This is a genomic window from Desulfonauticus autotrophicus, assembly GCF_055381725.1.
Genome location: NZ_AP042395.1, coordinates 1443892 through 1469921, shown reverse-complemented (window position 1 = coordinate 1469921; position 26030 = coordinate 1443892). Strand labels below are relative to the sequence as shown.

Below are 26030 nucleotides of genomic sequence, written 5' to 3'. Positions count from 1 at the left end.
GTCCCAAGGAGCCTCTTTTCTATGTCCAGAAAAGTCAAAAAAGATATTTTAAGATTGCTGGAGCAAAGTGACAGCCAGGAGGTGGAAAAGGTTATAAGGCCTTTTCCACCTGAAAAAGTCTTGCCTGGCCTGTTTGCTGGTCTTTTGAGTACAAAGGAAAAGGTGAAGTGGAATGCAGTGGTGGGGTTTGGAGCAGTAGTGGATAGGCTGGCTGCAGAGAGCTTAGAAAAGGCCAGGATAGTGATGCGTCGTTTTATGTGGATGCTCAATGACGAATCTGGTGGAATAGGCTGGGGAGTGCCTGAGTCCATGGGCGAGATAATGGCTGTAAATCCTCATTTAGCTACAGAATATCACCAGATTCTTATTTCTTACCTTAGAGAAGAAGAAAATGAAAAGGACAACTTCCTGGAGTATGCGCCTTTAAGGCGAGGGGCCTTCTGGGGAATAGCCAGGCTTGCCCAGGGTAATGAGCTTCTGGCCAAAAAGGCCTGGCCCAAGGTCAAAAAGACTTTTAGAGAAGAATTGGACCCTTATATTTTAGCTTATTCTTTACTCTATGCCAAAGAGATTGGCTTACATATTCCCCGCAAATTCCCTTTTCCTCTGGGCTTTAAGGTTCATATTTTCTGGAACCGGCAATTCTGGGATATAAGTTTTGGTGAATTGATAGATTTTAAACTTTAAACTCCTAAAAGGAGGGAGTAGCATGGATGCCCTGTTTTTATCCAGATTACAGTTTGCCATGGCTACCATGTTTCACTTTATTTTTGTCCCGTTGACCCTGGGGCTTTCTCTTTTGGTAGCCATTATGGAAACGCGCTATGTGCAAACTGGAGATGAAGATTACAAGCGCATGGCCAAATTCTGGGGTAAACTCTTCTTAATCAACTTTGCCCTGGGAGTGGTTACTGGCATTACTCTGGAATTTCAGTTTGGTACCAACTGGTCCAGGTATTCAGAATATGTGGGAGATATTTTTGGTTCTTTGCTGGCCATTGAAGCTACAGCTGCCTTTTTCCTGGAATCCACTTTTATTGGGGTTTGGGCCTTTGGCTGGAACAAGCTTTCTCCTAAAATGCATGCCCTTTCTATCTGGCTGGTGGCCCTTGCTTCTAATCTTTCTGCTCTGTGGATTTTGATTGCCAATGGGTTTATGCAAAATCCCTTGGGTTATGTAATGCGTGGTGGCCGGGCTGAGCTTGCTGACTTTATGGCTGTGGTGACCAATCCCTTTGCCTGGCAACAAATTGTCCACACCTTAAGTGGTGCCTATCTTTTGGCTGGTTTTTTTGTCCTGGGTATTTCCAGTTATCATATTTTAAGGAAGAATGAGGTGACACTTTTCTCCAAATCCTTTCGGATAGGTGTTATTTTTGCCCTTGTCTTTTCCCTTCTGGAAGTGGTTCAAGGACATATGCATGGAGCAGAAGTGGCCAAGATTCAACCTGCTAAACTGGCGGCTATGGAGTCTTTGTGGGAAACCAAAAAGTCTGCTCCCCAGTACTTATTCTTGATTCCTGACCCTGAAAATGAGCGCAATGCCCTGGAGATTTTGCCCATTCCAGGGGCTTTGAGTATGCTTGCCTATCATGACTTTCAGGCTGAAGTAAAAGGTTTAAAGGACTTTCCTAAAGAAGATAGGCCACCTGTTACCCTGACCTTTCTTTCCTTTAGAACCATGGTGGGCTTAGGCTTTCTTTTTCCACTTCTGGCTTTGTGGGCCTTTAAAATCAGAAACAAGTTAGAAGAAAATCCCAGGTTTTTGCGTTTGCTCATCTATGTTATTCCTCTGCCTTACATTGCCCTGGAAGCTGGTTGGGTGGTAGCTGAAGTGGGAAGACAACCCTGGATTGTTTACGGGCTTATGCGTACCAGTGAAGCTGTCTCTCCCATTGCTAGTTCCCAGGTAGGATTTTCTTTTGTGGCCTTGACTATACTTTATACTTTACTGGGAATTGCTGACATTTACTTGTTGGCAAAATTTGCCCGCAAAGGCCCAGAACCAGCTAATTAAAGGGAGGGAAGGACAATGTTAGAAAGTATTTGGTTTTTACTCTGGGGAGTTTTATGGGCTGTCTATTTTATGCTGGATGGCTTTGACCTTGGCCTGGGAACTCTGTTTCCCTTTTTGGCCAGGACAGAAGAGGAAAAGCGCTATGTCTTAAATGCCATGGGCCCCTTTTGGGATGGCAATGAAGTTTGGCTAATTGCTGCTGGTGGAGTGACCTTTGCTGCCTTTCCCAGGGCCTATGCTATAATGTTTTCAGGCCTTTATACAGCCTTATTCCTTTTGCTTATTGCCCTGATTTTAAGAGGGGTGTCTTTGGAATTCAGAAGCAAGATTGATAATCCTGGCTGGCAAAAGATTTGGGAAATATGTTTGTTTTTAGGCAGCTTTTTGCCTGCCCTTTTACTGGGGGTAGCTTTTGCCAATATTTTCAAAGGCCTGCCTTTAGATGAACAGGGTATTTTTGGGGCAATCTTTTTACCCTCTTAAATCCCTATGGACTTTTGGGCGGAGTGCTTTTTGTCCTGCTTTTTGCTGTGCATGGAGGTTTGTGGATGGCCCTTAGAGGTAGTGGAGACTTGGAAAGAAGAAGTGGCCAGATGGCCAGTAAGCTCTGGGCAGTGCTGACCGTGGTCTTGGTTTTATTTTTAGCCTACACGGCAGTGGCAACCAAACTTTTTACCAATTATCTCAAGTCTCCCTTGTGGTTTGCCTTGCTTATTTTGCCGGTAGGAGGCCTGGTTTTAAGTCGGGTGTATATGGGTACCCAAGAATGGCTTAAAGCCTGGCTGGCTTCAGCTCTCACTATTTTGGGGGTTACAGCCTTTGCTCTGGTTGGCCTTTATCCAGCCCTTTTGCCTTCTTCTTTAAATCCTGCTTATAGTGTGACCATTTATAATTCAGCTTCTTCTCCCCTGACTTTAAAGATTATGCTGGGTGTGGCTTTAATCTTTGTACCCATTGTTATTTTCTACCAATTTTGGGCATATAAGACCTTTAGCCATAAGCTGGAAGCCAAGGACCTGGAATACGAAGAAGCCTATTAGTTTTTTAAAAGTACATTGTAAAAATAAAAAAGGCAGGCACCTGGCCTGCCTTTTTTATTTAAAATAGTTTTAGACCTTTTAAGAGGATAATAAAGACCAGAATAGGTGTGATGTATTTGAGGACAAAGTAGTAAAGGGAAATAATTTTCTGGTTGTTTAGGGTATTATAGTTGCTAAGGGTAGTAAATATCTTTTCTTTTCCCCAGGTCCAACCAGCAAAAAGGGCAATGAGTAGTCCACCTACAGGAAGTAAGATGTTAGAACTTATAAAGTCGTAGAGGTCAAAGAAGTTGAGATTAAAGAATTTAACATCCTTAAGGACATTAAAAGAAAGAGTGGCTGTAGCACCCAGGGCCACCAGGATGGCTATGGAAAGCAAGGTGGCTTTGGTCCTGGACATCTTTTTGCTTTCACAAAAGTAGGCTACAGGTACTTCCAGCAAAGAAAGCATGGCTCCAGTGGCAGCAAAGGAAGCCAGCAAAAAGAAAAGCAGCATAAAAATTCTTCCCCCGGGTAAAGAGGCAAAAATGGCTGGAATGGTAATAAAAAGTAGAGATGGGCCAGCCTGGGGTTCATAACCATAGGTAAATACTGCCGGGAAAATGGCCAGGCCAGCGAGCAGGGAAACACTTAGGTCAGCCAGCATAACCTTGGTGGCTGTAGCTGGAATATTGGCATCATCTCTAAAATAACTTCCATAGGTGGTCATGGTTCCCATGCCAATGGAGAGCTTAAAAAAGGCCAGTCCCATGGCCAGCAGTACCACCTGAGCATTTATTTTGCTAAAATCTGGAGAAAAGAGGAAAAGAAGCCCTTCTTTGGCCTTGGGCAAGGTCAAGCTGCGCACCACAATGATAACTAAAAACAAAAAGAGTAAGGGCATGAGCTTTTTGGTGGTGCGTTCAATTCCCTTAGAGGCACCCATGGTGATAATGAGCCCCACTACTCCAAGCACCAGCCATTGCCAGAACAGGGATGTTAAGGGCGTACTGATAAGAGAGCCAAAGGTTTTGGAGGTCTCTTCTGGACTAGTGGAAAGGATGTTGGCAGTTATTGTTTTGTAAACATAGGCATAGACCCAGCCAGCCACATCAGTATAAAAAGCCAGAATCAAAAAGGCTGCAGCTACTCCTCCTATACCAATTAGAGACCAAAAGTTTTTGTTTTTTTTAGGTAATTGATAGTAAGTAGTAATGGCATTGGCCTTGGCTGTTCTACCCAAAACCAATTCAGAAATCATGATGGGCAGTCCTACTAAAAAAGTGCTGAGCAAATAGACCAGTAAAAAGCTGGCTCCACCATTCTCTCCAGTCATATAGGGAAACTTCCAGATGTTTCCAAGACCCACTGCAGAGCCCAGAGTGGCAGCCAGAATTCCAAAACGAGTTTTAAATCCATCTCTTTGCATGAGGCACACTCCTTTTTCTAAAGCCAATCTTAACAACCAGGAAAGCGCCTAAAAAAAGAATAGAAAAAAAGCAATGAAATTAGTGAAAAAAAATTTTTTAAAGAAAAAGTTAAGGAGTAGAAGTGGAAGGTGATGATTGGGGTTTAGAGGGAGAAGAGACTTTTCGAGGCAAAATAAGCTTTTCAAAGTCTTCTCCTTGAGTCCAGGCTTTGACAGGTCTGGCCAGGTCCAAAGCCAGCTGGGCGAGCAAATAACTAAGACCATCTTCTGGTAAGACAATCCTTCTTTTGATTAAGTACCAATCAATATCTGCAGAGCTATCCAGCCTGCCAGCGTGGTCCAAAGACCAGATAAGACTCTGGTCCTGGGCAGAATAGATTTCTAAATGTAAACTCAGGGCCGTATTGGTAAGAGAGCCTCCATCCAGTAAGTAGGTAATTTGACCAATGACTACCCAGTCCACTTTTTTAGTCTGGGCCAGGTTTAGAGCTTCTTTTTTAGAAGTTAGATTCTGAGGACAAAAAAATGACTCCTTAAAGACCCTTTCTCCAGCCCAGGTCTGATAAAAAACTCTACCTAAAGTTTGCTCTAAGCTTAGATTCCTTTTCCCTGGGTTGTAATAAAAGGGGAAAAAAGAGCAGAGTTTTGTGTTTTAGCTGGCTTTTTTCCAGGGTAAGCAAAAAGGGGGGCAGGACTTTTTTCCACCACTGGCGGAGAATAGATATAAGGATAGGCCAGGGTAAAAGGAGCTTCATTTACCACATGCTTGCCTGAATAGGTACAGGCCAGAGAAAAGAAAAAAGCAAAAGAGGAAAAATTTTTTTCATATTTTCTTCTTTAGCAAGAATAGGACCACTTTTAAAAATGAGAACAATAGAAAAGCTATATTGATTTTTTTTATTTTGATTATGGTTTTCAATTGATTTAAACTATTTGACTTTTTTTTGGCTTCTCCAAGATAAGCTGAAGTTAGTAAATTAGAAAAGGAGGTCTTATATGGGGAAATGGAAGAATTTTTTTGCTTCTTCCTGGGGGATTATTGCTGTAGGTGCTTTTATTGGCCTTTTTGCTCCTTTGCTCCAGAAGTGGGGTAATCCCCCCAATATGGGGATTTGTGTGGCCTGTATGGAAAGGGATATTGCTGGAGCCCTGGGATTACATCGGGCAGCAGTGGTGCAGTATTTAAGGCCAGAGATTTTGGGTTTTGTGCTGGGCTCTTTTTTAGCTGCCTTGGCCTTTAAGGAGTTTAAGCCCAGAGGAGGCTCAGCTCCAGTAATCAGGTTTTTTCTAGGCATTTTTGCCATGATTGGCGCTTTGGTTTTTTTGGGTTGCCCCTGGAGGGCCTTGCTTCGTCTGGCAGGTGGTGATGGTAATGCCATTGTGGGCTTGTTGGGCTTAATCTTTGGCATCTGGTTAGGGACCCTATTTTTTAAACGCGGCTATAGTTTGGGAAGGTCCACTTCCAGTTCTGCTCTAGCTGGATATATTTTTCCCTTGTTTATCCTGGGATTACTTGTTTTGCGTTTTATTTATCCACCCCTGGAAGGCGCTCCTAAAAATGACGTGCTTTTTTATTCTGTAAAAGGACCTGGGGCCATGTATGCGCCTTTGCTGGCTTCTTTGGGTGTGGCCCTGGTGATTGGTTTTTTGGCCCAGAGAAGTCGTTTTTGCACCATGGGGGCTTTTAGAGATTTACTTCTTTTTGGCCAGAAACATCTTTTCTGGGGAGTAGTAGCTTTAGTAGTGGTAGCCTTTGGCATGAACCTGCTTTTAGGGCAGTTTCATCCTGGTTTTGCTCACCAACCCATTGCTCACGACCAACACTTCTGGAACTTTGCAGGCATGGCTCTAGCTGGTTTGGCCTTTGCCCTGGCTGGAGGTTGTCCTGGCAGGCAGTTATTTTTGGCAGGAGAAGGTGATGGGGATGCTGGTATTTTTGTCTTGGGAATGATTATTGGCGCAGCCTTTGCCCATAACTTTGGGCTGGCCAGCTCTCCCAAAGGCATTGGGGTGCACGGTATGGCAGGTGTGATTGTTGGGTTTATTTTTTGTCTGTGGGTGGGTTTTGCCCAGAGCAAAAAGTCCTAAAGGAGGCATAGGATGGAAGTAGTTGATACCAGAGGACTTTCTTGTCCCCAGCCTGTTTTACTGGTTCTGGAAAAGATAAAAACCATGGACAGGGGGCAGATAAAAGTTTTAGTAGATACTGAAACTGCCAGGGAAAATGTGACCAGAGCTGCTACCAGTAAAGGCTGGCAGGTAAAAGAAGAAAATGAAGATAGTTTGGTTTTAGAAAAGTGAAGTGGTTAAAATTTTTTAATCTTTTTTCCAGCTCTAAAAAAACTCCAAAACAGGACAAAGGGCTTTTTCTTTTTGCCAATACCAGTGAGGTTATTGCAGCCGAAAAGGTCTTAAAAGAGGCGGGCTACAAGTTTAAGGTGGTAGGCCCGCCTCCTGCTGTACGCAAAGGGTGTGATTTGGCCTTAGAAGTATTGGTAGTGGAAAGTTTGGGGTGTAAAAATTTGCTTTTAAAAAAGCAAATAGAGCCTCTGGATTTTCTGGTTTTGGATGCAGAAGAGGAGCTTTTACAACCTGTGGATCTGTTTAAGGTCGTTGATTTTGGGGATTATTTTATGGTCCGCGCGGCCAACATGAAAATTAGCGTGGAAAAGAAAAGTGGGCGCATTGTCAATGTGTCAGGTGGAGGTTGCCCGGATGTGCCCTATTTAGCCAGTTTGTTAATTGGCAAAACCCTGAAAGAAGCTCCCAATCCCAGAGAGTGTGGTCATACTTTATGTGGCTATGCCCTGGGTCTGGCCTTTGAGGAGATACAAAAAAGATGCTTGTTTTAGTTGGCACTTATCCTTCTCTTAATTGTCCCCTATTAACCGGACTTTATGAGTTAAGAGGAACAAGTATTTTTTTAAAGGATTTTAAGCTGGAAATTAATAGAGGGACCACTGCGCTGGCTGCTACTGCTCTTCTGGTCTGTAAAGAACTGGGATTGGAGGCTCCTTACTTGTGCCTGGCTGGGGATATAGGTCGAGGTGAAGGTACCCACAGGGTTTATTCCTTTTTGCAAAAAGAACTGGCTAAGCTAGCTCCAAGAGTTATTACTTTTCATTACCTATTGCCGGATGTGGATTGGCAGTACAAGCTTTTCTGGGCCATAGAAGAATTACCTACCAAGCCTTTTTTAATTGCAGATGCCGGGCATATGTATGCAGCCAAAATGAGTGGCTTGGCTGGCAAGTATGACCTTTTTACGCCAGATTTGGGAGAGCTGGCCTTTTTAGCAGATGAAAAGGCTCCACATCCCTTTTATACCAGAGGGTTTATTTTGCATCAAGAAGAAGAAAGGGAGACCTTGCTTAAGAGGAGTTATGCTCATAACAATGCCAGTACTTTTATGCTGGTCAAGGGTAGAGAGGATTTAGTGGTAGAGAGAGGCGTTATCAGGTCCAAAATAGATGCTCCTTGTGTGGAAGCACTGGAAGCCATTGGAGGAACAGGTGATACCCTTACTGGTTTGGTCAGTGCTTTGATTTATGCAGGTTTTGATGTTCCTGGAGCTATGGAGTTAGCTGCTAAGGTAAATAGAGTAGCTGGAGCAAAGACTAATCCTTCTCCAGCCACCCAAATTGAAACCATAATTCAAAAAATTCCAGAAGCGTTAAAAGAGGTCAAGAATGCTTAATGTAGAGGAAAACCTTCTGGACTGGATAAGCAAGTATCCTCAAACTGAAAAGTATTTCCGTCAGTTAGGGGAAACCCTAGGGGTTTGTATCCTGTGCAAGGAACTTTTTACCCCGTTAAAAGAGGTTCTAAAGAAATATTCCCTTTCTGAACAAGAAATTTTGGCATCTTTAGAGCAACTAATAGGTTCAATAAATTCCTCTAATTAAAATTTCTGCAGGTATTTTTTCAGCCTTTCCAGTCCCAGAGTGATGTTTTCTAAAGAAGTGGCATAGGAAAACCGCAAAAAACCTTCTCCTCTAGCCCCAAAATCAATGCCCGGGGTAACTCCTACTCTGGCTTTAAGTAAAATGTCCTTAGCCAGGTTCAGGGAACTGTTTTCAAAGTGCTTGGTTAAATGTTTGGCCTTAACAAAGACATAAAAGGCCCCTTCAGGCGGACTTGGGATTTCAAAGCCAAGTTCTTGCAGCCCCTGTAAAAGATGGGTCCTTCTCTGGGCAAAGGTGGCAACCATTTGCTTAACCTCTGGCCAGGCTTCCTTTAAAGCAGCAATTCCAGCTAACTGGGCCAGGGAATTGGCACAAATAAAAAAGTTTTGAGCCATTTTGCGTAAGGGCAGGATAAAATCTTCAGGTACAATGAGATAGCCAAGCCTTAAGCCAGTCATGGCAAAAAGTTTGGAAAATCCGTTTAAGATAAAGGCCCTGGGAGTAAACTCCAGAAGAGAATGTTCTTTTCCAGTATAGACCAGTCCGTGATAGATTTCATCAGAAATGAGCAGCAAATTTCTCTCCTGGCTAAGCTCAGCTAGTTCTTTTAGGTTTTGAGCAGAAAGGAGTTTTCCGGTTGGGTTGGCTGGAGAATTGAGTAAAAGGGCCTTGGTTTTAGGGGTCAACATCTTTTTTAGGCGAGAGATATCTAGCTGATAGTCTTCTTCTTCAAAGATGGGCAGATAACGGGGAATGCCCTGCCTTAGGTGGATAAAATTGGGATAACAGGCATAGCAGGGGTCAGTTAAAATCACTTCTTCCTGGGGGTTTAGGATGAGGGCCAGGGCCAAAAGCAAGGCTGGAGAAGTGCCCTGGGTGACAAAGATTTGGTCCGGGTTTAGTTGGACTTGATATTTTTGTTGATAATAGGCACAAATGGCCTCTCTTAATTCCAGAATCCCCTGGCTGTGCGTGTAATGGGTGTGATTTTCCTTTAACCCTTTTTCAATGGCTTTTTTCACTGCACTGGGAAGGGGAAAATCTGGCTCTCCTATTTCTAAGTGGACGATGTGCTCTCCCTGTTGTTCCAATTTAGAAGCCATCTCCAGGATGTCCATAACGATAAAGGATTTTAGATTGTCAACACACTTGGCTAACATAGCATCTCCTAATAAAAAGTGGAATTAAAGATAGGTTTAAGCAAGAGGCCAACCGCGTAGCTGGTAGTATTCTTGTTTTAGATAGTCAAACTCTTCCTCACTTAAAGGACCTTGATTTTCCAGAGGAAGCTTAAAAAAGAGTTTGGGCAGGGAATCGTCTTGCGAAGTTAGACCCTGGGAAAGGTTAACTTTTCTCGCCAGATGGGCAACCTGGGCTCCTAAATTTTTCACCCTTTGCTCTTCCCAGGTATCTCCAGTGATAAAAGTAAGTATTTTCGCCAGTTCCGAGTAGGGATAAAAATCCCGGTAAAAACGGCACAGGATAAGGCTATCAAAGACATTTAAGCGGTCTTCATAGTCAATGACCAGTCTGGCCTTGTCTTTGACCGTGGCCGGGTCAATAACGCCTGCCAGTTCTGGCTTGTAAAAGGTAGTCCTTAAATGACAGGCTCCTCTATCAGAAATGGCATAGGATAGAGCCATGCCTTTAAAGTATCTGGGGTCATAGCCTGCGGGTTCCAGACCTTTTACATGTACGGCATAATCTTCCATATCCCATTTTTGGGCAGCCTTTTTTATGCCCTGGGCCAGAACTTCTCCTATATCCTGCTTAAAGGCAATGAGTTTAATAAGCTCAGCAATCTTTTCTGTCTGGCCGTAATCTAGGTCAAATTTTACCTTCTTTTGGCGTACAGCCTCAATGGTAAAGGCACAGAGGTTGCCTGCGGAAATGGTGTCCAGCCCCAGTTGGTCGCAAAGGTCGTTTAAATACATGATTTCAGGCAGGCTTTTGACCAGGCAAAGGCCACCAAAGGCAAAGATGGTCTCATATTCTGGTCCTTCTACTGTAAGTCCTTTATACCTGCCCTGGGGCACAGTGGAAATTTTGCCGCAGGCCAGAAAACACCTGGGGCAGGCATGAGGAGTTACCTGTAAAAGTTTTCTTAAGGCTTCTCCGTTTATCTGCTCCCAGTGGCTACAAGTCCCCTGTTGCCAATAACGAGCAGGAAAGGCACCTACCTGGTTTAAGATGGAGACCATCTGGGTGGTGCCATAATTTAGGTAATTTTTGCTTACAGGATGATTACGGTAGTTGTTGAGGAATTCAAAAGCAAAATTTTTTAGTTCTTGTTCCCTGGCTATAGTCCTTTTGCTTTGTCCTTGAAAAACAAGGGCTTTTACCTTTTTGGCCCCCAGGACCGCTCCCAGCCCACAGCGCCCTGCTGAGCGCCAATAGTTGTTTTCAATGAGAGCAAAACTGACCTGATTTTCCCCTGCTGGGCCAATGACTAGGGCACCGGGCCTTAGTTTGGGATTGCCATATCGCCTTAAGACTTCATCTTCTGTAGTATAGGTATCCTTGCCCCAGAGGTCCTGGGCTGGATAAAAGGTGCAGCTATTTTCTTCTATTTTTAAGACCACTGGCTCTGCACTTTGCCCTTCTAAAATAAGGGCATCTACTCCCACTCTGTCCATGGCTTCAGGGGCTTTTCCTCCTGCATAGGATTCAGCATAAAAGCCAGTTTGGGGAGAAATACCAAAAACAGCATATCTACTGCTGCCCCAAATAACACTCTGGCTACAGGGGCCAGTGGTAAAGATAAGGGGATTTTCTGGAGATAAGGGGTTTATTTTACTTTTGACCTGCTGGGCTAACAGGTAAGTGCCCAGGGCTTTACCCCCTGGATATTGACTTAAAATTTCTGGGTCTAAAGGTTCAAAGAAGTAAGTTTGTTCACTTAAGTTAATGCGAAGGATTTTTTTATATACTCCGTACATTTTTTGTCTCCTGAAGATTGCCCCTTAAAATTGGTCCAAAAGGGATTTGAGCGTAGCAGCCAGTTTAAACTCTGGCAGCCAAAGCGAAAGGAGTTCCTTACCCTTGGAGGTTAAACCAAAGAAAAAGCCAAGGATAAGGCCTCTGGCTGCAGAATCTCCTCCACCTAAGACATTGGCTATAAGTCCTTGCTTAGGAGTGGTAAAGAATTTCAGGAGTAAATAGAGAGTAGCAGGAAAGGCTTCATCAATGTGACAGGTTTGCCCCAGTTTTAAAAGGGCCTGGTCTGCTGGCAGATCTAAGTGTGCCCTGGCCTTTTCCAGCCACTTTTTTGCTGGCAGGTAAGTAAACTCTTTTTCCAGGCCAAATTCCAGGGCCTTTTCCAGGTCTGGATTTTGAAGCAGGGCAAAACCCACCCTGCTCAGAAAGGAGCTTGCTTCCACTACCTGTTCATGTTTGTGGGTCATGGCTGTCTGGGCTTGCGCAGTTTCTTCTAGCACTTCTAACTCCCTGGCATAAAGGAGAAAAAGAGGAAAAATTCTGGCTGCACCAGCTAAGTCGTTCATCATGGAGCCACTATCCTCTGGCCCCCAGCCCAGCTTGAAATTGTCCAGGCTAATTCTGGTTGCATGATCAATATAATCTGAGTAGTCGAGAAAAGATTTTGCCATTTCAGGGCAAAGTCCTGGAGGTCAAATTCTTTTTTCTCGGCCAAGCTTTGAAGCAGGACAAGGGTTTGGTCTCCGTAGTGGGTAAGCTCGCCTGCTTGTTTGTGCGGGTGAAAGTCTTTGATTAGAGGAGCTTGTAGATGCTCCCAGGAATGTTTTTTTAACACTTCCTGGTCATAAATCCAATGACCACCTAGGGCCAGGGAGTCAGCCAGAAAGGATAAGGTGATAGCTTCTTTGATTTGAGACATGGGGAAACTCCTTTTTGAAGTATTTTAAAGAAAAAATTTAAAGAAAGTCAAAATAAAAAGGGGTAAAAATGCGAGTACTGGATCTGGGACTTATTGATTATGAACAGGCCTTGAGTTTGCAACTGGATTACCATCAGGAGGTGCTGGCAGGCAAAGAAGAGGTGCTTTTACTTCTGGAGCATTTGCCCGTGATTACCCTGGGCCGTCATGGAGGAGAGGAAAATTTACTTTTGCCTCCAAACATCCTGGAGGAAAAGGGAATCAAGCTGGTTAAAAGCTCCAGAGGAGGTAATATTACCTGCCATTTTCCTGGCCAGGTGGTTGCCTATCCCATTTTTAGGTTGAGTAAAAGGCCAGGGGGAATAAAGAGGTTTTTCTGGGATTTGGAAGAAGTAATTTTGCAAACCCTGTTGACTTATGAAATTAAAGCCAGGCGTATTCAAGGCCTTAGTGGAGTTTTTGTGGGGGAAAAAAGATTGCCTCCATTGGTATTGGCGTAAAAAAATGGGTTTCCTATCATGGCCTGGCCTTAAATGTAACAGAGGATTTAAGCGTCTTTAGATACATTAACCCTTGCGGATTAGGCAGGCAAATGACTTCTATTTATCTGGAAAGCAAGTATAAACCTTCTCTAAAACAGGTAAAAGAGGATTTGTTAAATGGCTTTAAAAAAGTATTTGCCTAAGCCCCGGTGGCTGAGGATAAAACTACCTACTCAAAAGGATTTTGGCCAGACGAGAAAACTTTTAAGGGATTTAAACTTAAATACTGTTTGCCAGAGCGCCAGGTGCCCCAATATCTTTGAATGTTTTTGCAAGCACACAGCTACTTTTTTGATTTTGGGCAAGTATTGTACGCGCAGTTGTACCTTTTGTAATATAGAGCATAAAGATCCTGAGCCTGTAGATGCCAAAGAGCCAGAAAGAATTGCCGAGGCAGTTAAAAGGCTGGGTTTAAAGTATGTGGTTATTACTTCTGTGACCAGAGACGACCTTTTAGATGGAGGGGCTTTACACTTTGCCAGAGTGATTAACTTGCTCAAGGAAAATCCAGAATTAAAGGTGGAGGTTTTGATTCCGGATTTTCAGGGCAGTAAAGAAGCCCTTAGCCTGGTTCTGGCAGCTAAGCCCTATGTGCTCAACCACAATCTAGAAACAGTACCTTCCCTTTATCCTAAGGTGCGTCCCCAGGCTGATTATAAACGAAGCTTACAGGTTTTAAAGTGGAGCAAAGAACTGGCCCAGGGAGAAGTAATCACCAAAAGTGGGCTTATGCTTGGTCTGGGAGAAGAGGAAAGGGAAGTCCTGCAGGTCTTAGAAGACTTAAAGGCCGTAAACTGTGATTGGGTTACCTTGGGTCAATACTTACAGCCCAGCAAAAAACACTTTCCTGTGCAGGAATATGTCTCTTTAGAAAAGTTTAAATATTACCAGGAAAAGGGAGAAAGTTTGGGGCTAAAGGTCTTTGCTGGTCCATTGGTGCGCAGTAGTTATAACGCAGAGGTGTTAAATAAATAAGGGGTAGCTTAAGCTACCCCTTATTTAAGTTATTTTTTAGGTCCAAAGATTTGCACTGGCCTTACTGTGCTTCCACCAGTGCCCGGGAAGTTTTCGTATTTTTCTGCCTTTTGGCCAGTTTCAAGGAGATGTTTGGCTTCAGCCATAAACTGGTTAAAACGATGTTTGCATTCATAAAAACCATGCCACCAGGTGTAATCTGGAGCCATCATGGCTGCTCCCATTCTGGCCCTTCTACCTTCGTGGTGCCAGAGTTCATAAAATTCCACTTCTAATTTTTCATCAAAGAACCTGCTCTTGTCCAATAAGCCCTTGGCGTAAAGTTTATCCAACATTTCTTTGGCTGGCTTAAAGTAAATTTCGTTATATTCTTTGACCACTTCATCCAGTTTTACATAATGAGCATCTACCCAGCTTTGAGCATGGCATTGTTTACAGATTTCTTTCATTTTGTCGCGTTCTACTTTCCAGTTGGTCTGGGCCGGGAAGGGTTTAAAATTTTCTGGTCTTACAGTTAAAGGCGCTTGTGTCTCCCAGGACAAACGCTCAGTAACATCGTGGGTGGTAAGCACTGTGCCTGCTCCAGACATATGACAGGAAGCACAGGTGGGACCTCTAAAATCCACTCCAGGAGTCCAGGTGCCAGGAGCAGCTTCAAAATTGTATTCTTCTTTAAAGGCCTGGTAAATGTCGCCATGCTTGGATTCAGTATAAATTTCAATTTGGGGATGGTCAGGACCTAAATGGCACTGTCCACAGGCCTCTGGCTTTCTGGCATCCATCACAGAAAATCTGTGCCTGGTGTGACAACTGGTACAACTGCCCAAGCTGCCGTCTAAATTTACCCTTCCCACGCCCACATTGGGCCAGGTTTTAGGGTCTAATTTTCCTTCTTTGTCCAGCTTAAGCACTGTGCCATGGCAGTAAAAACAGCCTGCAGTCCTTTCCCAGTCAGTGTTCATTCCCTGATTGAGCCAGGGGTCCAGCTTCCACATAATTTCTACTGTATTGGCATGTTTACTTCTGGAGTATTGCTTTACTTCATCAGGATGACAGCGAGAGCAATCTTTGGGAGTAACTACCGTGGCAATGGGTACACGGTATTCAGAGGTTCCCCACTTGTTGTCGCTTCTTTCGTATTGCTTAAAGTGGGCCTTGTTTACATCCGGGTCTGTGGCATCGGCCTGGTGGCAATCAATACAGGAAATATTGGCATGGGCGTGTCTGGAATTGGCCCAATCCACAAAAATCCCAGGAGTTTCTACCTTGTGGCACTCAATACAGGCTTGTCCCTGTTTGGAGAGACTTCTTTCTAACCTGAATTCTTTGCTTTTACTAAAGTTTTTGGCCAGTATGTTGCCTGTAAACAGGCCTATACTGAGCAACAGTAGTAAAAGAACCCATTTAAATTTCCCCCTCATAAGACCTCCTTTGGTTTATAAAAAATTATTTACATTTGTCCCAATTGGTAAAAACCTTTGGCCTTGTGTACCAGGTTTTGATGGCAGTCAGTACATTTTTTTTCATAACCAGGTCTGGGATAAAGCACAGAGCGATGGGCAAGCATGGCTCCTCTTTTGTTGCTTAAATAGAGAATGTTGCGGTGGCATTTTTGACATTGGTCGTTTTTGATAGAAGCATAGGCTTTCTGGCGATTTTCTTCGTGGTCGTACTCTTGAAGCGGGTCATCATAAGAAAGGTGAACCAGGATGTCTTTGATACCGTGAGTGGTTTTGGCATAGAAAAAATTCCAGGTGTCCTGAGGCGCAGGTAGGTGGCAGTCCATACAATCAGCCACAATTCCTTTGGAATTAAAGGCATGGGAAGAACTTTTCCAGGTGTTGTAGGCAAACCTGATTTCATGACAGGAAGAGCAAAAACCAGGAGTTGAGGTTCTGACCATGGTGTAATAGGTCATACTAAAGAGTGGAAAGCCAATAAAAATAGCTATACCTAAGACCATAAAAATCTTTAACAGGACTTTCATAACTCCTCCTCTCCTATTTGGAGTCAAATATATACTTATACAAAGAAAAAAGTCAATTTTTTTTACTTTTAGGGAGAAAAAATTTGACTTAAGTCAAAGTGGTTTCAAATATTAGAAATTAAGTTGTAGAGAAAAATGAAATTAGAAGAAGGTTAAAACTGGTTTTTATTGTTTACTTTTGACGAGGTAATAGATGCAGGAAAGAATAGGTGGTTTTGAACTGGAATTTTGTAGAGGAGTAGAGGGAAAGTGCCCCCAGGCTTTAGTCTTAGATGGTCCTAACCTACTTGCAAGGATAAAAAATATAGCCAGAACTTCTTCCTGGGGACAGGAAAAGGACCTTAAAAAACATCATTTATTTAAAATAGGCTTTTCTGCCTGCCCCAATGCCTGTGCCCGTTCTCAAATCAAGGATGTGGGGTTTATTGGCAGGGCAGAAATAAAGGTGCAGGTAGATAGGTGTGTGAAGTGTGGTCTTTGTTTGCAGGCCTGCAAGGAGCAGGCTATTTTACTTGAGCCAGGCTTAGAACTTACTTCAAATTGCCTGGGGTGTGGAGAGTGTGCTTTGACCTGTGAACAAGAAGCTCTTAGCAGAGGAGAAACACAGGTAAGGGTGCTATTGGGAGGGCGATTGGGAAGACATGCCAGGCTGGCTAAGGAAGTGGATAGGCTTTCTTTAGAAAAGATGGTTTCTTTTTTGGCCTTTGTGCTTAAACTCTTGGAAAGGAGTGCGGTAAAGCAGGGCAAGGAACTTTTTACTATTTATTCTCCTCAGGAGATAAGAGATGGGTTTTCTAAACAAGGGAACAATTCTCTTTAGCTTGCTTTTGGGCATGGCCCATTTTTTTAGAATGGGAGAGCTCAATTTTGTTTTAATCTTTTTTTCTTGCTGATTTTAACTATCTTTAATCTAAGATTAAGTAAAATTATACTGCCCCTGGCACTTATTTTTTTATTTTTTACCTGGATAGAAGTGAGTTATACTCTGGTATCCTTTAGAATACAGGCCCATATGCCCTGGTTTAGACTGGTGTTTATTATGTTTCTGGTGGTTTTATTTACCTTTTTGGCTTTAGTTTTTAGCTGGAAAAATTTTGAAAAAGTAAAGGATAGATTTTTTTTACTTTTTATCTTTTTGGTTGTCTTTGGTTTACTTAATTTTTTAAGATTAAAATCTTCTTTTCCTTTACTTCTCTTTGACCGTTTTGTTTTTAAGCTGGGGATTTTTCAGGCTTTTTTACTGGCTTTATACGGAGTTTATGTGGGAGAAAGGTTTTTAAGGCCTAAAGAACAGTACAGGCTCAGGCCCAAAATCTGGGCTCTTTTTTCCCTGGTCTTTTTTTCCAATTGGGACTGGGGCTCTGGGTGGATGGTCGTTTTTTGCTTACAGGTAAGTTGCATTTTCCCATTCCTGCCCTGATTATTGGTGGCCCTCTTTACCGTGGGGGAGGATTTTTCATGCTGGGTTTGTTTTTGAGCACTCTTTTGCTGGTAGGTCCTGCCTGGTGTAGCCATCTCTGTTATGTGGGAGGGCTGGATAATTGGGGAGCCAATTTACAAAAGCGAAAATCTAAAGCCCCCCTTAGTAGGAAAGGAGCCTGGATTAATCTGGCTCTGGTGGTGCTTTTGGCCTTAATGGGACGCTATGGAGTTTTAGAAGGGCAGGTGTTGTTTTTTCTGGTAAGTATTTTTGGCCTGGTTAGTTTGTTTTTTATTGTTTTCTGGTCCTATCAAAAGGGGAAAATGACCCATTGTCTTGGCTTTTGCCCTCTGGGGCTGGTTAGTGTGTTTTTAGGTAAAGTTAATCCCTTAAGATTGAGGATAAACTTAGAAAAGTGTACAGGATGTGGTATTTGCCAGGCTAAATGCCTTTATCAGGCCATTGAGAAATGGGAAGATAAGTTTAAAATTAATCACTATTGTACCAATTGTTTGGCCTGTTTTGCCCTTTGCCCTCACAGGGCAGTGGAGCTTACTTTTGGTTCTAAACCCAAAAAGGGGTTGTACAAGGGATATATTTTCATTCTGGTCTCTTTACATACCCTATTTTTGGGATTAGCTAGAATTTAAACTAAAAAGGAGGTTTGTTATGGGTAGAGAAGTTATTTTAGACCAGGATGAATGCATTGGGTGTGAAACCTGTGTAGAGCTTTGTCCTGGAGTTTTTGCCTATAATGAAAGCGAAAACAAAGCCTATGTGATTAATCCTGATGGCGCCAGCAAAGAAGAAATAGAAGAGGCCATTGAATCCTGCCCTGCTCAGTGTATTAGCATGACCGAAGATTAGTTTTGAGTTTGTTTTTTTGTTTAAAAGGCCCTCTTGGCAAAGAGGGCTTTTTTATTTTAGAGTTGAAAAAAATAAAAAGGGCCAGGCTCAAAGCCTGGCCCTTTTGCTTACAGGCGTCAGGGTTATAGTCTGGGATTAGAAGTTATAGGTAACACCTACGCTAAGCTTCCAGGCAGCTTCGTCAGCAAAGTTGTCGCCTCTCTTGTCAGTGGCATCAACTTTTACATCTTCGTCATAATTAGCTTTGATATAACCAAGCTCTACGATAGCTGCCAGGTTTTCATACATTTGATACTTGGTGTTGAAGTCAATTTCCCAAAGAGAGTCTTTTTCAGTTAAAGTATCAGCAGGGAGAGAGAGTTCCTTAATACAATTTTCATCATTGGTACCTCTAGCGTACATAACGATGAATTCATGAGAAAGCTTGTCCACAAGCTTAATGTCTCTTAAAGCAAAACCTACAGCCCAGAGGCCAGAGGCACGAGATCCAATTTCACTGTCATACTGGAAGCTGGAACCAGCAAAACCAAATGTAGTAGGAGCAAAGTCATCAGCATAGTAAACTGGGAACCAGTTCATTTTCAATTTGTCACCACTATCCAAACTATCATCGTCTAAACCAGTGGAGTAAACAAAAAATACTTGAGGAGTCATCATATCCATCTTGTAGCTAGCAGCTAAATCAAAGAACCAACCAGAGATTTCCAAGTCTTCTTTATCTCCACCGCCTACATTAACTTCACCATCAACTCTACCATAGTTGATATCACCATCAATTACAATGGGATCAAACATGGTTACTTTGAAATTCAAGCCAGCCCACCAGGCAGTAGCATCATCGGTTAAACTTCCGTCTGCAGTTCCGTTTCTATCTAAATCCAATCCAATATTAGAACCTCCCCAACCTTCTTTATCTGCAGGCAAGTAGCTATCTTTACCGATCCAGGCATAAGCGAAGAAGGGATTTAAGGCTACGCCATCCAGTTTAACAGGAACAACCAGGAAGGCAACATCTGTTTCGTCGTTTCTGCTATTGTTATTGGTATCCTTACCATCTTCTTTATATCTATCATAAGGTCTGGCCCAACCAGCTACTACAGAAACCATTTCATTTACAGGAATGGTGGTAACCAGAGCAGCTACATCAGCACCAAAGATGTTGGAACCAAAAGCACCAGGAAGGGCTACATATTGTAAACCAGCTTTTACATTGATTTGAGTTTCAGGAAGGTTAAAGTCAAGGTAAGCGTGTCTTACTTCGATAATCTTTGTGTTGTCTGAAGTAAGATCAGCAGCCTCATCTTGCCCCCAACGAAAATCACCAATTTCCAGGCCCAAAACAGCCTTTACATTTTCATTGGCAATAAAGTCAAAATATACTCTAGCTCTTTCTTGAATATTAAAGTCATCTTCACTCTGACCGTCACCATCTGTGTTGTCGGCATCCTGGAAATTCAAATTATCAGTCCAGTTGGCATTGGCACGCCAAGACCCGCGAGCTTTGAGCTCAACAGCAGAAGCCATGGCTACAGTGCCCAGGATAAAGGCAGCCATGATTGCAAGAATAGCAAATCTTTTCATGTTAAGTTTTCCTCCTTTTGAAGTGTTGTTTTTGAGTGCAACTCAAAAACCCCTATGCAATTAACAAAGACCCCTGACGCCGAAAAAGAGATTCTCTCCCTTTTCCTTAAGCAAGGCATATTAGGGAAAAGGAAAAAATTGTCAAGCTAATTTTGACTTTTTTTTGACCCTGGTTCAAAATTTTTTACGGTTAAGTTTTTTGAACCAGTTTACAGGTTCTTTTCCCAAAAATTTTCCAGGCTGGCAATGACCTGGGAAACCTCTATTTGTTGCATGCAATGGTGGTGTTTTTGAGGGCAGGCTTTATGGCCATGCAGTCCGCAGGGCCTGCATTTTAAGGGCACTTCCAGGACTTTTCCCAGTTTATAAGGGTAAAATCCAAAAGCAGTAATGGTGGGACCAAAGACAACCACTGCAGGCGTGTTCAGGGCCTGGGCCATATGTACTGGTGCAGAATCATTGGAAAGAATAACCCTGGCTCCCTTAATCAGCCCAAAGCTTTCCCGTAAGGAAGTTTTGCCCACCAGGTTTAAGAGGAGAGGGGAGTTAAAGCCAGTTGTAATCTGGGTTGCAAAGGGTGCATCTTCCCTATCGCCAATTAAAACCACCTGTACTTTTTTCTTTAGCCAATAAGAGATTACCTCTTGAAAACCTTGCCTGGTCCAGCGTTTGGTGGGCCATTTGCTGCCAGGCGCAATGAGCAAGTAGTCTTTAGAAGTGAGACTATAAGTTTGGATTATACTTTCCTCTTTAGAGGTTAGGTAGAGTCTGGGTTCAAAAACAAGTTTGTTTTTGGCATAGGTACTTAGACCCTGCAATAGGCTTAAGTTCCTTTCTATTTCATGAGTGCCGTCAAAAGCATGGGGAAAGGTTTTGGTATATAAAAAGGAAAATCCAGCCCGGTCAAAACCAATTCTTTGGGGGATTTTACTTAAAAACAGGGCCAGGCTGGCTCGATGAGAGCGGTGAGGTGAGATAGCCAGGTCAAAGCGGGCTTTTTTTAGTTTCTGGATAAAGCTAAAAAAATTTTCCTTTTTTCGTATATTAGCAGGTTATCTAAGTGGGGGTTATTTTGAAATACAGCCCTGGCAAAACCTTTGGCTACCAGCGTGATTTTGCTCTGGGGGTAAAGGTTTTTTAAAGAGGCAATTAAAGGCGTGGTCAGGATAAGGTCACCTAAAAAAGCAGTTTGCCAGACAAGTATATTCAAAGTAAGTTTAACTCCTTTTACTTCTTTTTAAAGATAAGAAAGGTCAGGAGAGTTAAGTCCTGACCTTAAATTTAAGAGCCTGGTTTTTTAGTTTTTTTAACTTAAGACATCAGCCATGGAATAGAGTTTGCCTGCTGGCTTAGTATAAAGCCACTTGGCTGCCCGTAAGGCTCCCTGGGCAAAGGTTTCCCTGGAATGAGCCCTATGCGTTACTTCTATGCGCTCGCCCGGGCCAAAAAAGTACACAGTATGGTCGCCAACCACATCTCCACCCCTTAGGGTTTGCAGGCCTATTTCTCCTGCAGGCCTTTGGCCAATGATACCTTCACGGCAATACCTGGCCACCTCTTTTAGCTCCACCTTTCTGGCTGCAGCCAGGCATTCTGCTAGTTTTAGGGCAGTACCAGAGGGTGCATCCTTTTTAAACTTGTGGTGGATTTCACTGATTTCCAGGTCGTATTGCTCTCCCAGCAGGGTTACTAGCTGAGGAAGTATCTTTAAAAGCACGTTTATGCCCACACTCATATTGGGGGCCAGGAGTAAAGGAGTCTTTTGGGCCAGGTCTTTTAAGGTAGAGATTTCTTCAGGGCTAAAGCCAGTGGTGCCAATAACTGCCTTTCCCTGCAGGTTAGCACAAAGTCTAGCAGTGTCCAGGCTCACTTTAGGGGTGGTAAAGTCAATAACCACACTGCCAGGAAATTTTTGCAGGGCTTCTTCCAGGCTGGAGGTCTTAAAAGGCTGGTTAAGTTCAATTTCTTTTAACTTTTCCTCTCGTTCAATTAAGGCTTTTACTTCCAAAGCCGGGTCAGCCAGGGCCAGGGTGGTGATAGTTGAGCCCATTCTACCCTTTGCTCCCAGGATAATTAAAGGTGTATGCATAAAAACTCCTTTTGTTTTGTTTAAGAGATTAGTTTTAAAAACTCTGTTTCTGAGATGGTGGTTAAACCTAGCTTCCTGGCTTTGGCCAATTTACTGCCAGGGTCTTCGCCTACAACCACAAAATCCACCTGAGAGGAAATGGCACTTACCACCCTTCCTCCCAGGGTTTCTACCTTTTCTCTGGCTTGAGCACGGCTCAAACTCTTTAATTTTCCAGTAAAGATAAAAGTTTTTCCTGTCAAAGGCAGGTTTTGCTCGGCAGTTTCTTTTTTTGCCTGGGGCCAGAGTCCCAGGTTTTTTAAGTCCTGTAAAAGGTTTTGATTTTCTTTGAGGCTAAAAAATTCCACAATAGAACGGGCCACTTCTGGTCCAATGTCTTTTAATTGCATCAATTCTTCTTTGCTGGCCTGGCTCAGGGCGTCCAGGTCTTTAAAGTGGCTGCTTAAGATTTTAGCGGTTTGTTCACCCACATGCCTGATGCCTAGGGCATAGATCAGTTTGTCCAGGGTGAGCTTTTCTTTAGCCCTTTTTATGGCCTGAAGTAGATTGGAAGCAGATTTTTCTCCCATGCGGGGAAGTTTTATCAGTTCTTCCTTTTGTAAGCGAAAAATATCTGCTGGAGTCTGGAGCAGTCCTTTTTCCATAAGCAGGGGTATCCACTTTTTACCCAATCCCTCTATATCCAGGCCTTTTTTGGAAACAAAGTGAATCAAACTTGCTTCTAATCTGGCTGGACAGGAGATGTTTTCGCAGCGAATGGCCACCTCCTGAGCGGATTTTTGCAATGTACTTCCACACACAGGGCAGTTTTCAGGAAAAATGATTTCTTTTTCTTCCCCAGTTCGCTCTTCCTTTAAGGGCCGTACCACTTCCGGGATTACATCTCCAGCTCGCTGTACCAGCACCTTATCGCCTATTTTTAAATCCTTGGCTTTGATTTCGCTTTCATTGTGGAGAGTGGCTCTGGAAACCACCACACCACCTAAAGAAAGGGGCTCTAAAAGGGCTACTGGAGTGATTACTCCTGTCCTGCCCACCTGAAAAAGCACATCCTTGAGGGTAGTTATGCCTTGCTTGGCTGGAAATTTTAAGGCCAGGGCAAAACGAGGGGACTTGGCTGTAAAGCCCAGGAGCTTTTGGTGAGCCAGGGAATTTACCTTAATCACCACTCCGTCTATTTCAAAGGGAAGGGAATTCCTCTGCTTTTGCAACTCCAGATAAAAGGATTCTATTTCTTGCAAAGTTTTTACTTTTTTCCCAGAGGAACAGTGGGCAGGCCCAGGTTTTTTAACTTAGAGCTGAGTTCTTCCTGGGTTTTCCCCTCAAAAGAGGAAGGCTTTACCTTGCCTACTCCGTAGGCATAAAAGAAAAGAGGGCGCCTGGCTGTAATTTTGGGGTCCAGTTGCCTTAAGGAACCTGCAGCTGCATTTCTGGGATTGGCAAAGGGCTTTTCTCCTTTTTTTAGTTGCTCTGCGTTGAGGTGTTCAAAGTCTTTTTTGTTTAAAATCACTTCTCCGCGTACTTCCAAATAGGCTGGATAGGGCGGGAAAAGGTTTAAGGGCAGGTTTTTTATGGTTTTTAGGTTGCTGGAGACATCTTCTCCTACTAATCCATCTCCTCTGGTACCACCCTGTTTAAACTGTCCTTGTTCATAAACTATTTCCACTGCCAGACCGTCTAATTTGGGCTCCAGCCAGAATTCCAGTTCCTCTGCAGGTAAATGTTTTTTTACTCTGGCTATAAAGTCAGCCACATCCTTTAAAGAAAAGCCATTATCCAGGCTATACATGGGCAAAGAATGAGTAAAGGGAGAAAATTCCTTCAGAGGTGGACCACCTATTTTTTGGGTAGGAGAATTGGGGTCAAAAAATTGAGGGTATTTTTCTTCCAGTTCTTTAAGCTCTGCATACAAGGCGTCGTATTCTGCATCACTTATTTCAGGGTCATCTAAAACATAGTAGCGATAGTTGTGATAGCTTATTAGTTTGCGTAATTCTGTAATTCTTGCTTTTATGCTCTCTAGATTCACCTATAAAATCTCCTCAATACGCCGTAAATTTTCCTTGCTGCCCACAGCAATGAGGGTGTCTCCAGCTTCTATGATGGTTTTGGGGCCAGGATTAAAGACCATTTGACCATCTTTTTTCTTAATGGCAATGATAATAAGGTTGTAGTTAGGCCTTATTTGGGATTGAATGAGGTCTTTGCCAGCTAAAGTGGATTTTTCTGAAATAATCAGCTCTTCCATTTGCAAGTCCAGGGAGCTATCTTGCATAGCCAGGTCCACAAAGTCAGTTACATTGGGTTTTAATACTGTTTGGGCCATGCGAATCCCCCCAATAAGGTGCGGGGTCATTACCTTGGTAGCGCCAGCTAGTTTTAGTTTGGGAATGGTTGTTTCGTGGTCAGCCCTGGCAATAATGGGTAGGTCTGGGGCCAGTTGCCTGGCAGTTAAGACCACATATACATTTTTGGCTTCATCATTTAGGGCAGTGATTAAGGCTTTGGCTTTTTTGATATTGGCTAAGACAAGGTTTTTTTCAATAGTGGCATCCCCATGGATATGGTCAATGCCCTGTAGTTTTAAGCGCTCTACAATTTGTTCGTCCTGTTCAATCACTACTACAGCGTGTCCTTCCTTGAGTATTTCCAGGGCTACCACACTGCCAATACGGCCAAATCCACAGACAATAAAGTGATTTTCCTTTTTTGCTAACATACGCCTTAACCTTTTTTGTTTAATGATTTCCTGGAGGGTTCCATCCACCAAAATCTGGGAAAAGGCGCCCACCAGATAAGCAAAGTTGCCCACTCCCAGCAAGATTAAAAGAGAGGTTAAAATTTGTCCTCGCTCACTTAAAGGATGAACCTCATGAAAGCCCACTGTAGAAAGGGTGATAACCACCTGGTAAAAGCTTTCTAAAGGTGTCCAGCCCTCTCCCCAATAGAAAACCAAAAATCCATAGACAAAAATACAGGCCAAAGAGGCTCCCCCAAAAAATAGGGGGAAAAGGGGGCCAAGTTTTTGTCTAACTAGTCTAAAGTAGCTGACTTTAGCCATGGTATTTCCTTGGTTTTAAGCTGTCCTTACTTGTCCTTGTCCCAAAACTATAAATTTGGTGGAAGTAAGCTCCCTTAACCCCATGGGTCCATAGGCGTGGAGCTTGGAAGTGGAAATGCCTATTTCTGCTCCTAAGCCAAATTGCCCACCATCGTTAAAACGAGTGGAAGCATTGACCAGTACAGCAGAAGCATCCACTTCTTGCAAGAACCTTAGGGCTAAATTGTAGTCCTGGGTCAAAATGGCCTCAGAATGATTGGAACCATAAGTCTCAATATGCTCCAGGGCTTCTTCCACCGAGGAAACAGTTTTTACTGCCAGGTCTAAAGATAAATACTCCTTGCCCCAGTCTTCTGGAGTGGCAGGTACACTTTTGGGCAAATAGGGTTGGCTTAAGCTACAGGCATGAAAGGTTACTTTATCTCCCATTTTTTTCTCTAAAAGGGGAAGAAAAACAGGAGCAATTTCTGCATGAACCAGGAGACACTCCAGGGCATTACACACCCCAGGCCTTTGTACCTTGGCATTATAGACGATTTCCAGGGCTTGCTCCAGCTGGGCGTCTTTATGGACATAAATATGGCAAACCCCTTTATAGTGTTTTAGGACTGGCATTCTGGCCTTTTCCACCACTGCCCTGATTAAGCCTTCCCCACCTCTGGGGATAACCACATCAATGTATTCTTCCAGTTCTAAAAGGTATTCCACAGCCTTGCGCTCTGTGGTAGGCAGGGAAATTACTCCATCTCTGGGTAAGCCTGCTTCCTCCAGAGAGCTGGAGATAAGAGAGGACAAGATTTGATTGGAATAAAAGGCTTCTGAGCCACCTCGCAAGATAACACTATTGCCCGCTTTTAGGCAGAGAATGGCAGCATCTATGGTTACATTGGGCCTGGATTCGTAAATAATGGCGATTACCCCTAGGGGAATGCGCATTTTGCCTACCTTAAGGCCATTGGGGCGGACTTGCATTTCTTCAATTAAACCGACCGGGTCAGTAAAATTGGCTACTTCTAAGCAGGCCCTGGACATGGAGTCTAAGGTGTCTGCAGTTAGCCTCAGCCTATCTACCCTGGCAGCATCCAGGCCTTTTTCTTGAGCCAGTTGCAGGTCTTTTTGGTTGGCTGCAAAAATTTCCTCTTTTTGACTGAGTATTTTTTCAGCTAAAAGCCCCAGAGCCTTGTTTTTGGCCGCAGTATTTACTTTGGCCAGTAGCCTGGAGGCCTTTTTGGCCCTCTGAGCCAAGGTGGTTATTTCTTCCTTTAAGTCCATTTTCGCCCTC

The 26030-nt window shown here is 43.3% G+C and carries 26 protein-coding genes and 3 pseudogenes; 14 read left to right on the top strand and 15 right to left on the bottom strand.

Annotated elements, in window-relative coordinates; genetic code table 11:
• Positions 1–21 precede the first annotated feature (21 nt).
• The 3 genes and pseudogenes from ACZ42F_RS08405 to cydB all read left to right on the top strand — a co-directional run bounded on the left by ACZ42F_RS08405 (position 22) and on the right by cydB (position 3057).
• Positions 22–687 (top strand): DVU0298 family protein, encoded by a 666-nt coding sequence (locus ACZ42F_RS08405; RefSeq protein ID WP_464278643.1) that lies wholly within the window; start codon positions 22–24, stop codon positions 685–687.
• 22 nt (positions 688–709) lie between these two features.
• Positions 710–2017: a cytochrome ubiquinol oxidase subunit I gene (locus ACZ42F_RS08400; protein WP_464278642.1), complete on the top strand. Its 1308-nt coding sequence runs from the start codon at positions 710–712 to the stop codon at positions 2015–2017.
• Positions 2018–2032: 15 nt separating this feature from the next.
• Positions 2033–3057 (top strand): annotated as a pseudogene (gene cydB, locus ACZ42F_RS08395) (cytochrome d ubiquinol oxidase subunit II).
• A gap of 58 nt (positions 3058–3115) precedes the next feature.
• Here cydB and ACZ42F_RS08390 read toward each other — a convergent pair.
• Complete coding sequence (locus tag ACZ42F_RS08390) at positions 3116–4465, bottom strand: sodium-dependent transporter (protein ID WP_464278641.1); 1350 nt, start codon at positions 4463–4465, stop codon at positions 3116–3118.
• A 109-nt stretch (positions 4466–4574) separates the two neighbouring features.
• Positions 4575–4928 (bottom strand): hypothetical protein, encoded by a 354-nt coding sequence (locus ACZ42F_RS08385; RefSeq protein ID WP_464278640.1) that lies wholly within the window; start codon positions 4926–4928, stop codon positions 4575–4577.
• A 533-nt stretch (positions 4929–5461) separates the two neighbouring features.
• Here ACZ42F_RS08385 and yedE point away from each other — a divergent pair.
• From yedE to ACZ42F_RS08360, 5 genes are read left to right on the top strand one after another with little or no spacing between them, the layout of a single operon-like run.
• Positions 5462–6553 (top strand): YedE family putative selenium transporter, encoded by a 1092-nt coding sequence (gene yedE / locus ACZ42F_RS08380; protein ID WP_464278639.1) that lies wholly within the window; start codon positions 5462–5464, stop codon positions 6551–6553.
• A gap of 12 nt (positions 6554–6565) precedes the next feature.
• Positions 6566–6766, top strand: coding sequence for a sulfurtransferase TusA family protein (locus ACZ42F_RS08375; RefSeq protein ID WP_464278638.1), 201 nt, complete (start codon positions 6566–6568; stop codon positions 6764–6766).
• Positions 6763–7317 carry a putative Se/S carrier protein gene (locus ACZ42F_RS08370; protein WP_464278637.1) on the top strand — a complete coding sequence of 185 codons (555 nt, stop codon included), beginning with the start codon at positions 6763–6765 and terminating at the stop codon, positions 7315–7317. Before ACZ42F_RS08375 ends, ACZ42F_RS08370 begins: the two co-directional genes overlap by 4 nt.
• Positions 7305–8162, top strand: a complete 858-nt coding sequence (locus ACZ42F_RS08365; RefSeq protein ID WP_464278636.1) for an NAD(P)H-hydrate dehydratase — start codon at positions 7305–7307, stop codon at positions 8160–8162. Before ACZ42F_RS08370 ends, ACZ42F_RS08365 begins: the two co-directional genes overlap by 13 nt.
• Positions 8155–8370 carry a hypothetical protein gene (locus ACZ42F_RS08360; protein WP_464278635.1) on the top strand — a complete coding sequence of 72 codons (216 nt, stop codon included), beginning with the start codon at positions 8155–8157 and terminating at the stop codon, positions 8368–8370. Before ACZ42F_RS08365 ends, ACZ42F_RS08360 begins: the two co-directional genes overlap by 8 nt.
• Here the strand turns inward: ACZ42F_RS08360 and ACZ42F_RS08355 are convergent.
• Genes ACZ42F_RS08355 through ACZ42F_RS08340 form a run of 4 tightly spaced genes read right to left on the bottom strand, consistent with a single transcriptional unit; the run spans position 8367 to position 12226 of the window.
• A complete protein-coding gene (locus ACZ42F_RS08355) occupies positions 8367–9530 on the bottom strand; it encodes a pyridoxal phosphate-dependent aminotransferase (RefSeq protein ID WP_464278634.1) in 1164 nt (387 codons plus the stop codon). The genes ACZ42F_RS08360 and ACZ42F_RS08355 overlap by 4 nt on opposite strands.
• 36 nt (positions 9531–9566) lie before the next feature.
• On the bottom strand, positions 9567–11309 hold the full coding sequence (locus tag ACZ42F_RS08350) for an aldehyde ferredoxin oxidoreductase family protein (RefSeq protein ID WP_464278633.1): 1743 nt from the start codon (positions 11307–11309) through the stop codon (positions 9567–9569).
• Positions 11310–11333: 24 nt separating this feature from the next.
• Complete coding sequence (locus ACZ42F_RS08345; RefSeq protein ID WP_464278632.1) at positions 11334–11978, bottom strand: ADP-ribosylglycohydrolase family protein; 645 nt, start codon at positions 11976–11978, stop codon at positions 11334–11336.
• On the bottom strand, positions 11873–12226 hold the full coding sequence (locus ACZ42F_RS08340) for an ADP-ribosylglycohydrolase family protein (RefSeq protein WP_464278631.1): 354 nt from the start codon (positions 12224–12226) through the stop codon (positions 11873–11875). Before ACZ42F_RS08340 ends, ACZ42F_RS08345 begins: the two co-directional genes overlap by 106 nt.
• Positions 12227–12294: 68 nt before the next feature.
• Here ACZ42F_RS08340 and lipB point away from each other — a divergent pair.
• Together lipB and lipA are read left to right on the top strand one after the other, a co-directional pair.
• A pseudogene (gene lipB, locus ACZ42F_RS08335) lies at positions 12295–12911 on the top strand (lipoyl(octanoyl) transferase LipB).
• A complete protein-coding gene (gene lipA / locus ACZ42F_RS08330; RefSeq protein ID WP_464278630.1) occupies positions 12886–13743 on the top strand; it encodes a lipoyl synthase in 858 nt (285 codons plus the stop codon). Before lipB ends, lipA begins: the two are co-directional and overlap by 26 nt.
• A 29-nt stretch (positions 13744–13772) precedes the next feature.
• On the opposite strand, the gene ACZ42F_RS08325 is transcribed toward lipA, so the two are convergent.
• Complete coding sequence (locus tag ACZ42F_RS08325; RefSeq protein WP_464278629.1) at positions 13773–15164, bottom strand: multiheme c-type cytochrome; 1392 nt, start codon at positions 15162–15164, stop codon at positions 13773–13775.
• A gap of 29 nt (positions 15165–15193) precedes the next feature.
• Positions 15194–15730 carry a cytochrome c3 family protein gene (locus tag ACZ42F_RS08320; RefSeq protein ID WP_464278628.1) on the bottom strand — a complete coding sequence of 179 codons (537 nt, stop codon included), beginning with the start codon at positions 15728–15730 and terminating at the stop codon, positions 15194–15196.
• A 193-nt stretch (positions 15731–15923) separates the two neighbouring features.
• Here ACZ42F_RS08320 and ACZ42F_RS08315 point away from each other — a divergent pair, with 193 nt between their 5' ends.
• The 4 genes from ACZ42F_RS08315 to ACZ42F_RS08300 all read left to right on the top strand — a co-directional run bounded on the left by ACZ42F_RS08315 (position 15924) and on the right by ACZ42F_RS08300 (position 18017).
• Positions 15924–16550 (top strand): 4Fe-4S binding protein, encoded by a 627-nt coding sequence (locus ACZ42F_RS08315; RefSeq protein WP_464278627.1) that lies wholly within the window; start codon positions 15924–15926, stop codon positions 16548–16550.
• A gap of 66 nt (positions 16551–16616) precedes the next feature.
• Complete coding sequence (locus ACZ42F_RS08310; protein WP_464278626.1) at positions 16617–17150, top strand: hypothetical protein; 534 nt, start codon at positions 16617–16619, stop codon at positions 17148–17150.
• Positions 17096–17800, top strand: coding sequence for a 4Fe-4S binding protein (locus ACZ42F_RS08305; protein WP_464278625.1), 705 nt, complete (start codon positions 17096–17098; stop codon positions 17798–17800). Before ACZ42F_RS08310 ends, ACZ42F_RS08305 begins: the two co-directional genes overlap by 55 nt.
• Positions 17801–17819: 19 nt before the next feature.
• Entirely contained in the window at positions 17820–18017 is a 198-nt protein-coding gene (locus tag ACZ42F_RS08300; RefSeq protein ID WP_464278624.1) for a ferredoxin, read from the top strand.
• A 135-nt stretch (positions 18018–18152) separates the two neighbouring features.
• Here the strand turns inward: ACZ42F_RS08300 and ACZ42F_RS08295 are convergent, their stop codons facing one another.
• The 7 genes and pseudogenes from ACZ42F_RS08295 to ACZ42F_RS08265 form a co-directional block, all read right to left on the bottom strand.
• Entirely contained in the window at positions 18153–19598 is a 1446-nt protein-coding gene (locus ACZ42F_RS08295) for an outer membrane homotrimeric porin (protein ID WP_464278623.1), read from the bottom strand.
• Between the two features lie 209 nt (positions 19599–19807).
• Positions 19808–20575 carry a glycosyltransferase family 9 protein gene (locus ACZ42F_RS08290; protein WP_464280235.1) on the bottom strand — a complete coding sequence of 256 codons (768 nt, stop codon included), beginning with the start codon at positions 20573–20575 and terminating at the stop codon, positions 19808–19810.
• A gap of 23 nt (positions 20576–20598) precedes the next feature.
• Positions 20599–20808 (bottom strand): glycosyltransferase family 9 protein, encoded by a 210-nt coding sequence (locus ACZ42F_RS08285; protein ID WP_464278622.1) that lies wholly within the window; start codon positions 20806–20808, stop codon positions 20599–20601.
• A 96-nt stretch (positions 20809–20904) separates the two neighbouring features.
• Positions 20905–21687, bottom strand: a complete 783-nt coding sequence (gene dapB / locus ACZ42F_RS08280; RefSeq protein WP_464278621.1) for a 4-hydroxy-tetrahydrodipicolinate reductase — start codon at positions 21685–21687, stop codon at positions 20905–20907.
• 20 nt (positions 21688–21707) lie between these two features.
• A pseudogene (gene ligA / locus ACZ42F_RS08275) lies at positions 21708–23716 on the bottom strand (NAD-dependent DNA ligase LigA).
• A complete protein-coding gene (locus ACZ42F_RS08270; RefSeq protein WP_464278620.1) occupies positions 23717–24748 on the bottom strand; it encodes a potassium channel family protein in 1032 nt (343 codons plus the stop codon).
• Positions 24749–24763: 15 nt separating this feature from the next.
• Entirely contained in the window at positions 24764–26020 is a 1257-nt protein-coding gene (locus ACZ42F_RS08265; RefSeq protein ID WP_464278619.1) for a glutamate-5-semialdehyde dehydrogenase, read from the bottom strand.
• Positions 26021–26030 lie beyond the last annotated feature (10 nt).